This is a genomic window from Paenibacillus sp. FSL M8-0334 (genome assembly GCF_038000405.1).
GTDB lineage: Bacteria > Bacillota > Bacilli > Paenibacillales > Paenibacillaceae > Paenibacillus_AQ > Paenibacillus_AQ campinasensis.
This window is the reverse complement of the sequence record NZ_JBBOCH010000002.1, coordinates 2,159,624-2,169,534: the sequence shown is the minus strand read 5'-3', so window position 1 is coordinate 2,169,534 and position 9,911 is coordinate 2,159,624. Positions and strand designations below refer to the sequence as shown.

Genomic DNA, 9,911 nt, shown 5'->3' with positions numbered 1-9,911 from the left:
CGCGCTGGCGTCGGCCGCGCGGGATTTGACCGCCCGCGCGGATGCGCTCGCGGGCGGCTCATTTACGCTGGCGCTGTTCGGGGCGTTCAGCGCCGGCAAGTCCTCCTTCGCCAACGCGCTGCTCGGCGAAGCGGTGCTGCCGGTGTCGCCGCATCCGACAACGGCTGCCGTCAACCGGATTATGGCGCCGACCGATGCGATGCCGCATGGGACGGCTGCCGTCCGCATGAAAACCCACGAGATGTGGTGGGAGGATCTGAAATACTCCTTCAGTGTGCTCGGCCTTGAGCCGCCGGCGGAGAGCAGCTGGCGTCAAGCGGCCGAGCGGCTTACCCCGGAAGGGCTTCATCCGGCCGGTCTGCCGCATTACGGATTTCTTAAAGCGGCGGCCACCGGGTGGGAGATGATGAGCAGCAAGCTCGGCACGACCGAGAACGTGCAGCTGGATATGTACCGGAGCTACGTTGCAGACGAGACCAGATCCTGCTTCGTTGACGGCATTGATCTGTACTACAGCTGTCCGCTGACCGAGCAGGGCATCGTGCTGGTGGATACGCCGGGAGCGGATTCGCTTCATGCCCGCCATACAGGTGTAACCTTCAATTTCATTAAGAATGCGGACGCGATTGTGTATGTCACGTATTATAATCATGCGTTCTCCAAGGCCGACCGACAGTTTCTGTCCCAGCTCGGCCGAGTGAAGGACAGCTTTGCGCTTGATAAAATGTTTTTTATTGTCAACGCCGCCGATCTCGCGTCCACAGAAGAAGAGCTGGAAGAGGTCGTGAAGCATGTCCGCGGCAATTTGACGCGGAGCGGTGTAGGCAGCCCGCATATTTTTCCGGTGTCCAGCATGCTGGCGCTGGAAGGAAAGCGGGCGGGCGATGAGGAGCAGCTGGGCCAATCCGGTTTTCCGGCCTTTGAGACGGCGCTCGGTCACTTTGCGGTAGAAGAACTGCCGGGGCTGTCGCTTCGCGCAGGCTATGATGAGATGGCTGTGGTCCGGGACCGCGTCCTGTCCTGGGCGGATATGGCTGCCCAGGATGAGCATGCCCGGGCGGCGAGAATCGCCGGCCTGAAGGAGGCGCGGGAGCAAGGATTGGCGAGGCTGTCTGTGCTCGCCGGGCATGATCTGGCGAAGGATATGGGCCGGGAGTGCAGCGAGCTGCTGTTCCATGTCCGGCAGCGGCTGGAATATGCGTTGGGCCGCTTCTTCCAGGAGTCGTTCCATCCATCGGTGCTTCGCGAAGAAGCGGGGCAGCTGAAGTCGGCTTTTGCCGCTTGCGGGCGCGATCTGATGCGCACCCTGTCGCTGGAGCTTGATCAGGAGCTGTGGGCGACCACGCTGAGGCTGGAGAAGGCCGGCCGAACATGGGTGGAGCAGGCGGCGCATGAGGCGGTGTCGGACATTTCCGGCTGGGCCGGCTGTACGCTCACCCTTCGCCGGGAGAAGGACTGGGCAGCTCCGGAGCTGCAGGAAACCGAGCTGCAGCTCGGGGAGGACTGGTCTACCTACTGGCCTTACTTCAAAAACCCGAAAGCCTTCTTCGAAGGCAGTGGCAGCCAAAAGCTCCGGGAAGCGCTGGAGCCTAAGGTGAAGGAAGCGATCGCGGCTGCCTTGAAGGCTCGCGAGGCGCAGCTGCTTGCTCATTATGAACAGCAGCTGGCCCATTCGCTGCAGCTTCAGGCTAGCCAGCTGAAGACCCAGCTCGACGAAGCGGTGGACGCTCTTGTCAGCTCACTTCAGGATGGGCAGTCTCCGGAAGTATGGCGGCAGCTGGCTCATGAATTGGATATGCAGCTTCAGCGTCGGCCTCAGCGGTCGGATGAGTAGAAAATTGCGTGAAAAATGACATTTAATGGCGCTTCCAGCCCTTGGCCCCACTGCGGGCCTGGGGCTTTTTATTGCTTATTTTTCAGGCTGCAATAAGGCCTTGAATTCCGGGAAGCCCAAGGTACAAGAATTGAGATAACATGCCCCAGTATTTATGAGAATTAACGATTATTTAATCATGAACCGACGATAAGTTCCCCAATTTGCCGGGATGGGGAGGTAAAGGCGAATATACGGCGATTTATTCTCTTTGCCGAGGGGTGAGGTCGGTGATAAACTTCATTAATGCTACATAACCGAACGAAAATCCAAAGGAGGAAAAACATGAATGTTCTCAGGCAACTGCAGGGCTTCTTTTGGGAGAAACGAAGTTACCTCTTTCTTTCCATCCTGTGTCTGGCCATTGCAACCGGATTAGGGCTTGTCTACCCTTATCTGCTGCAAGTGCTGATTGATGATGCCATCAAGCAACAGAACTTTGGGATTGTGCCGCAGCTGGCCCTTACCGTGCTTGGCGTTGTCATTCTGAAAGCCTCAATGCAGTTTCTGCATGGCTTTTTTGGTGGCCGACTGGGAAACTTTCTCGCTTACAAGCTGAGAAATGCCTGCTATGAAAAGCTGCAATTTTTATCATTCCGTTATTATGACACGGCTCGAACGGGCGATCTGATGTCCCGTCTGACGGGCGACCTGGAAGCGATCCGGATGTTTATCGGCTTCGGCTTCGCTCAGCTTCTCAACATGCTGCTGATGGTGACCTTCGGCGCCATCATGATGTTGACCATCAGCTGGCAGCTGACGCTGGTCACACTGGTGGCAATGCCGTTTCTCGTCGTGGCAGCGCTTAAATTCGAGTCCAAAATCCATCCGGCTTTCCAGGAGATGCGCCTGGCGCTCAGCTCGCTGACAACCGCGGTCCAGGAGAACATCACCGGGGTTCGTACCGTTAAGTCCTTCGCCCGCGAGCCGCATGAGGTGGAGAAGTTTTCCGGTCGGAACGAACGCTACAAATCGAACCAAATTTTTGCTTCCGGCATCTGGGCGCGTTATTTTCCGCTTATGGAGCTCTTTGCCAACATCAGCGTGGTCATTCTGCTCGTGGTCGGCGGCACGATGGTTATTAACGAGTCGATTACGCTCGGCCAGCTGGTTGCCTTTTTCAGCTTGATTTGGTACATCATCGGACCGCTGTGGGGCATTGGCTTCCATATCAACAACTACACGCAGTCCAAAGCGTCCGGTGAACGGGTGCTGGAGCTGCTGAATCAGCCGATTGACGTCAAGGACAGGGAGAATGCTGTAGATCTGGTGCCTAGCGAGGTCAAAGGTCATGTCGTATTCGATGGCGTCACTTTTGCCTACGGCAACAAAATGGCGGCAGTCAAGGATATCAATATCGATGCCCCTCCGGGAACGGTCATTGGTCTGCTTGGTGGCACCGGCTCCGGAAAGTCCACCATTATTCAGCTGTTGATGCATGCCTATAACGTGAATCAGGGCACGATCAAGCTGGATGGCGTGAACATCAATGATATTAAGGTGAGAAGCCTTCGCAGTCAGATTGCCACCGTGTTTCAAGAGACATTCTTGTTCTCCTCCAGCATTAAGAACAACATTGCTTACGGGATGAAGGATGTATCGATGGATGAAATTATCCGCGTTGCCAAGCTGGCCAAAGCGCATGATTTCATTATGGAAATGAAAGACGGCTACGACACCATCGTCGGCGAACGGGGAATGGGCCTCTCCGGCGGCCAGAAGCAGCGGATCGCGATTGCGCGCGCTTTGCTGAAGGATCCGAAAATCCTCATTCTGGACGATGCGACGAGCGCCGTCGATATGGAAACCGAGCATGAAATCCAGGCCGGGTTCCAGGAAGTGATGCGCGGCAGAACCACCTTTATTATTGCGCATCGAATTTCTTCATTAAGACATGCTGACGAGATCCTTGTGCTGGATGAAGGGAAAATTGTGCAGCGAGGCAAGCATAATGACCTGATTGCGGTTCCTGGTCCTTATCAGGATGTATACAAAATACAATATGCGGATCTTATTGCCAGACAATCGCAAGAGGGTCTTGGCAAGGCGCAAGGGCAGGTGCAAGTATGAGCACAAATGTAAATACAGAGCCCCGGCACAGGCGCACGTCCTCCGGGGACAACAAGCCGGAAGGACAGATGAACGAGCGTTTTGTGTACAAGGATGATGATGCGATTGAAAAGCCGTTTAACTGGAAGCAGTTAACCCGGCTCATCTCGTATATGAGGCCTTATGCAAAACAGATTTTACCGCTGATCGCCCTGATGATGATCATCGGTACAGCGACCAAGCTGGCTGTTCCGTTTCTGACAAGTATGGCGATTGACAAGGCGATTGATCCTGATCCGAGCGTTGGCACTCCAAGCTTGACGATGCTGTATCAGATTACGATCATCGTGCTCGTCCTGTACATCATTCAGTGGATTACCGGCATTTTCCGGATCAAGTATACGAACATTATTGGACAGCGGGTCATTTACGATCTTCGGGCCGATCTGTTCCGCCACATTCAGCGGCTGTCATTCAACTTTTTTGACAAGCGCCCAGCAGGCTCCGTACTTGTCCGGGTTACGAACGATGTCAACTCGCTTCAGGATCTGTTCACAAACGGGGTCGTCAACCTGATCATTGACTGCGTCCAGTTGTTCGGGATCGTCATTATCCTCCTTCTGATTAACTGGAAGCTGGGGCTGGCGGTCATCGTGACCGTGCCAATCATGTTCTTCATCTCGACCAAGCTTCGCATTCGGATTCGCAGAGCCTGGCAGGAAGTGCGGACGAAGAACTCGCGGATCAACTCTCACTTGAACGAGTCGATTCAAGGAATTCGGGTGACGCAAGCCTACACGCAAGAAGAGGAGAACATGAAGTTCTTCGACCATATGAACAAGGACAGCAAAAAGTCCTGGGATAAAGCATCTGCGATGAACCAAGGGTTCGGCCCGCTGATTGAGATTACCGGCGGCTTCGGATCGCTGATTCTGTTCTGGCTGGGGGCCACCCTCATCCAGCAAGGACAGCTGACGATCGGCCTACTGGTCGCGTTCGCCCAGTATGTCGGCAACTTCTGGGAGCCGATTAACCGCCTGGGTCAAATGTACAACCAGCTTCTCGTGGCGATGGCGTCCTCTGAACGGATTTTTGAATTCATCGACGAGGATCCGAACATCAAGAGCAAGCCGAACGCAACCAAGCTCCCGCAGATTAAAGGTGACATCAAGCTGGAGAACGTTGTGTTTGAATACGAGAAGGGACGTCAGGCGCTGAAGGGGATCAATCTGGATGTCAAGGCCGGGCAATCCATTGCACTTGTAGGGCACACCGGTTCCGGTAAAAGTACAATCATCAATCTGCTCAGCCGATTCTATGATATTTCAGATGGCAAGCTGACGATTGACGGTTACGACATCCGGGATGTCGAGGTGGAGAGCCTTCGCCATCAGATTGGCATCGTGCTCCAGGATACGTTTATTTTCTCGGGGACCATTCGCGACAACATTCGCTTCGGACGTCTCGATGCGACCAACGAGGAGATTGAAGAGGTTGCCAAGGCTGTCGGCGCGCACGAGTTCATCGTTCAAATGCCGAATGGTTATGACACCGAGGTAGAGGAACGCGGCAACATGCTGTCCATGGGGCAGCGTCAGCTGCTGTCGTTTGCCAGAGCCTTGCTTGCTGACCCGCGCATTCTCATTCTTGACGAGGCAACGGCCAGCATCGATACCGAAACCGAGTTGAAAATTCAAGAAGCGCTCAAACTGCTGCTTAAAGGCCGCACCTCCTTTATCGTTGCCCACCGATTGTCCACGATTCGGCATGCAGATCATATCGTTGTTCTCGATCATGGCCGGATCATTGAAGAAGGAAATCATCAGGCATTGATGAAGGAAAAAGGTACCTATTACGGATTGATTGAGGCACAATACCGTTTTTTGTAAAATTGGATTAACAAAGGTTTAACAAATCCGACACAAATGTAAAAAAAATGTCGTATCGCTCTTGCAATCTTCTTCATAAACTAACAAAATAGAGATAGTAGTTTTACAATTTCATAGAAGAAGGGAAGCATGAGGTTATAATGAGCATCGAAAGCGTTGTGTCTGCGCCTGCACTGCTGATTCGAAACTTTGAGCAGAAAGATTTGGAAGCTGTCACCTCCCTAATGCGAGAATTGAATTATCCGACCACGCTGAATGTGATGCGTGAACGGATGGAGGCAATGTCTGCCGATCCGCTGCACTGCAATATGGTTGCAGAACTGGATGGCAAGGTTGTAGGAATGATCATGCTTCGACAAGTCAAATCCTTCGTTAAGACCGAGCAGGTCACTCAAATTACTTCGGTAATTGTAACCTCAAACTGCCGCGGCCAAGGAATCGGCAAACGATTAATCCGGGCAGCAGAAGCATGGGGTAAGCAGCAGGGTAGCAACCTCTTGTTTCTCGTGAGCGGCAACCGGGAAGAACTTGCCCCGGAACATGCGTTTTATGAACATATCGGATTTGAGAAGAACTGTTATCAGTTTAGCAAGAAGCTGTAGTCTTCTTGCTTTCATGAACCCATCACGGATGTGATGGGTATTTTTCTTTTGATTTGAACCGTCCCGGTATGCCGGGGCGGTTTTGTTGTTCAGGCCGGATCAGCCTGCCATTTTTTGTGGGCTTGTTGTGAATTTTAGATATGTTACAATGTGGTCGTAAGTTAATTACAAAAATGTAACCATTGTCTGATCGCAGCAATACTTAAGAAACAACACCCAGACTGAACATCTATGCGATCAGGCGCCGGAATCATTCCATTGGTTAATAAGGAGATGACTTATTCATGAGCAAACATAATTTCAAGAAAATCGCCGGCACGACCGGTATCGCAGCGGTCCTTGCTGTAGGCATGCTGCTTCCGCAAACCGCATCGGCCGCACCGGCCAAGAGCGAGCCGATTCAGAACTATCAGCAAGCGGTTCAGAAATTGCTCGAAGGCCAGTGGTGGGGCAAGTGGCTGATCCAGTATCAAGTGGAGCTTCCGTCCGTACCGGGCAAGGGTCAAGCGGTGGACAAGCCATCGGCTGAGGTGCCTGCTGAAGACAAGCCAGCACCAAGCAAGCCGTCGGCCGAGAAGCCGGCACCAAGCAAGCCATCGACAGATCAACCTTCGACAAGCCAGCCGGATAAGCCAAAGGCGCCGGTTGCAGAGAAGCCGTCAGCAAGTCAGCCCGAGAGCAGCCAACCGGGATCCGGAAATAACGCAGCGCCGAGCAGACCGTCTGCTCCAGCACAGCCTGCAGGCACAACGGATCAATCCAGCTTTGCTGCCCAAGTTGTGAAACTGGTGAATGATGAGCGTGCGAAGGCAGGTCTGAGCCCGCTCACGGTTCATGACAGACTGACGACCATGGCGGTAGATAAAGCGAAGGATATGAGCGACAACAATTACTTCAGCCACACCTCGCCTACCCATGGCTCCCCATTTGATATGATGAAGGCATACGGCATTTCGTACCGCTATGCTGGTGAGAACATCGCGATGGGTCAGCGTTCTGCAGAGGAAGTGATGAACGCATGGATGAACAGCCAAGGTCACCGCGAGAACATCCTGTCTCCGAACTTTACGATGATTGGTGTCGGATATTACAACGGATACTGGGTGCAAGAATTTATTAGCCAATAATCGGGTGATGTCCACGATATCCCCAGGAGCTTCGATAGCCGTTTCATTCTTTTTACGGAATGAAACGGCTTTTTATTGCGCCGCTGGCGGGCGACGTCCGAAGGTTTATTTTGCGGCAACAAACGCCGATATGATATCTTTAGGCATAGTGACAATATGTTTAAAGGGGAGAACGAGGCGGATGACAGAGAACAAGACACTGATTGAAGCATTCATCGGGGCTGCTTATCCGGTAACGGGTCATGGCAAACGCAATGTGCAAATGCTTAAAGATGCGCTTGACGCTGCGGATGGCATGATGCAGGGCGACCACTACGGCGGCGGGAAAATCATCGAGGATTTTCAAAACCGGATGGCCGACTATTTGGGAAAGGAAGCAGCTGTCTTTTTCCCGAGCGGAACGATGGCGCAGCAGATCGCGCTGCGCATTTGGTGTGACCGGCAGCAGCTGAAGAGGGTGGCTTATCATCCGCTATGCCATCTGGAGATTCACGAAGAGGATGGCTTGAAGGAGCTTCATCATATCGAAACGGTGCTTATTGCGGACAACAATCGAGTCATCCGGCTGGAGGATGTGCAGCAGATTGAAGGCGAGATTGCGTGCCTGCTATTAGAGCTGCCGCAGCGGGAGATCGGGGGCCAGCTGCCTGAATACGAGGAGCTGGAGGCGATCTCGGCCTACTGCCGTAAACGCGGCATCAAGCTGCATATGGATGGGGCGCGCTTGTTAGAAATAACGCCGTATTATGAACGGTCCGCGGCTGAAATCAGCAGCCTGTTTGACAGTGTGTTCATCTCGTTATATAAAGGCATCGGCGGGATTGCGGGCGCGGTGCTGGCCGGGGATGCCGATTTCATTCAAACATCCAAAGTGTGGAAAAGGCGGCACGGCGGCGATCTGATCAGCCTGTATCCCTATATTCTAAGCGCCGATTATTATTTTGATCAGCGTGAGTCCCGCATGGCGCAATATTACGAGGGGGCCAAGGAACTGGCGAGCTTCTATCATGCTTGTTACGGAGTTACAATTCTTCCGAACGTGCCGGTATCGAACATGTTTCATGTGCTTGTGCCTCTGCCGAAGGACCAGCTGGAGGCTGTTATGATTGACATCTGTGAAACAACAGGGGTCGGCCTGACCAGCTATTTGAGCAGCGATGATGACGTTTCATGCCGTTATGAAGTAACGATCGGTGATCGTTACGCAGGCGTGCCGAAACTTAAACTGCAAGAAGCGTTTCGTCTGCTGGATGAGCAGCTTCGCCAACGCTTATGATGGAAGCTTGAAACGCCATGTCATATTGCAAATGAATCCCGGAAGTTTTAAGGTAATGTACATAATGGTTGCCGGACGAACGATTCATGCAGTGGACGAGCCTGGTGCTTTCAGAATCAAAGATGACGAATCAGATGATTTCAGGATCGATCATGACTAACCGGTGTGCCAACTTCACAGGAGGGAGAGGAGCTTATGAAATCAACTGCCTGGATATGGCGAATCGCCGCTACAGCCTCGATCGTAGCTACGGTTCTGCTCATTGCCGGCTTTGTATATGCGTTTCGGGATATTAACTATCCCCAGGGACAGGTAATCACTGAGCAACCAGGCGAAACCGAGATCGAATCCGTGCCGCCAGCGACCGCGGACCCACAGGGGCTGCCTGCGCTTCCGGAGACCATTAAAGTGGCGGCCATCGGCGACTCGCTGACAAGGGGAACCGGAGATGCCGGAGGCGGGTATGTGCGGCGCACCATCGATTTGCTGAATGCGGAGGGCCGGGAAACGGAGCTGCTGAATAATCTGGCCGTCAACGGGCAAACCACTGAGCAGCTGCTGCCGAAGCTTGGTGAACGAGGGGTCCGATATTCACTGGAGCAGGCTGATTTGATCTTGCTGACCATCGGCGGCAATGACTTGTTTCAAGGCAGCGGCCTGTTATCTTCTGTAAACTCGGGCGCTGCCGAGCTGGAGCTGGATCCGGAACTGCTGATGGAGGCGCTCCCGCAGGCAACCGAGCGATTGCAGCGCATCCTGGGAACCTTGCGGGAGATTAATCCTCATGCCCGCATTGTCTACGTAGGGCTGTATCATCCGTTTGCGGATTTGCCGGAGCTGCTCATCCCCGGAAATATCGTGGTATCCGCCTGGAATCAGGCCGCGATGGAAATGATCAGCCGGGATGCCAATATGACGCTAGTTCCAACGTTTGACCTGTTCCAGCACAAGCTGGATGTGTATTTATCCTCGGATCATTTCCATCCGAACGGCGAGGGATATCAGGCGATAGCGGAACGAATCGTGAAAGGCTTGTTGTGACAGGCGGGACGCCCGCCTGGCGTATAGCCGCGAGCATGAAGATAGCGGAGGGGG

At 53.3% G+C, this 9,911-nt stretch carries 7 protein-coding genes; all 7 read left to right on the top strand.

Going from position 1 to position 9,911, the window contains the following annotated elements; genetic code table 11:
• Nucleotides 1–1,834: dynamin family protein (locus MKX64_RS23965; RefSeq protein WP_341037750.1), on the top strand; the 1,834-nt coding region annotated here is incomplete at its 5' end.
• 324 nt (nucleotides 1,835–2,158) lie between these two features.
• Entirely contained in the window at nucleotides 2,159–3,943 is a 1,785-nt protein-coding gene (locus tag MKX64_RS23960; RefSeq protein ID WP_095263583.1) for an ABC transporter ATP-binding protein, read from the top strand.
• Nucleotides 3,944–4,011: 68 nt separating this feature from the next.
• The gene (locus MKX64_RS23955) at nucleotides 4,012–5,811 is read left to right on the top strand and encodes an ABC transporter ATP-binding protein (protein WP_413773600.1); all 1,800 of its coding nucleotides are present in this window, start codon (nucleotides 4,012–4,014) and stop codon (nucleotides 5,809–5,811) included.
• A 140-nt stretch (nucleotides 5,812–5,951) separates the two neighbouring features.
• Nucleotides 5,952–6,413 carry a GNAT family N-acetyltransferase gene (locus tag MKX64_RS23950; RefSeq protein ID WP_095263585.1) on the top strand — a complete coding sequence of 154 codons (462 nt, stop codon included), beginning with the start codon at nucleotides 5,952–5,954 and terminating at the stop codon, nucleotides 6,411–6,413.
• Between the two features lie 284 nt (nucleotides 6,414–6,697).
• Nucleotides 6,698–7,540, top strand: coding sequence for a CAP domain-containing protein (locus MKX64_RS23945; protein ID WP_341037745.1), 843 nt, complete (start codon nucleotides 6,698–6,700; stop codon nucleotides 7,538–7,540).
• A gap of 181 nt (nucleotides 7,541–7,721) precedes the next feature.
• Nucleotides 7,722–8,816, top strand: coding sequence for a threonine aldolase family protein (locus MKX64_RS23940; RefSeq protein ID WP_341037742.1), 1,095 nt, complete (start codon nucleotides 7,722–7,724; stop codon nucleotides 8,814–8,816).
• 195 nt (nucleotides 8,817–9,011) lie between these two features.
• Nucleotides 9,012–9,857 (top strand): GDSL-type esterase/lipase family protein, encoded by an 846-nt coding sequence (locus MKX64_RS23935; protein ID WP_155617840.1) that lies wholly within the window; start codon nucleotides 9,012–9,014, stop codon nucleotides 9,855–9,857.
• Nucleotides 9,858–9,911: the final 54 nt, after the last annotated feature.

Bases quoted from the DNA above. Each gene is read 5' to 3' on its own strand.
- MKX64_RS23940 (WP_341037742.1), top strand. From the start codon at position 7,722: ATGACAGAGAACAAGACACTGATTGAAGCATTCATCGGGGCTGCTTAT.
- MKX64_RS23935 (WP_155617840.1), top strand. From the start codon at position 9,012: ATGAAATCAACTGCCTGGATATGGCGAATCGCCGCTACAGCCTCGATC.
- MKX64_RS23960 (WP_095263583.1), top strand. From the start codon at position 2,159: ATGAATGTTCTCAGGCAACTGCAGGGCTTCTTTTGGGAGAAACGAAGT.
- MKX64_RS23955 (WP_413773600.1), top strand. From the start codon at position 4,012: ATGAACGAGCGTTTTGTGTACAAGGATGATGATGCGATTGAAAAGCCG.
- MKX64_RS23950 (WP_095263585.1), top strand. From the start codon at position 5,952: ATGAGCATCGAAAGCGTTGTGTCTGCGCCTGCACTGCTGATTCGAAAC.
- MKX64_RS23945 (WP_341037745.1), top strand. From the start codon at position 6,698: ATGAGCAAACATAATTTCAAGAAAATCGCCGGCACGACCGGTATCGCA.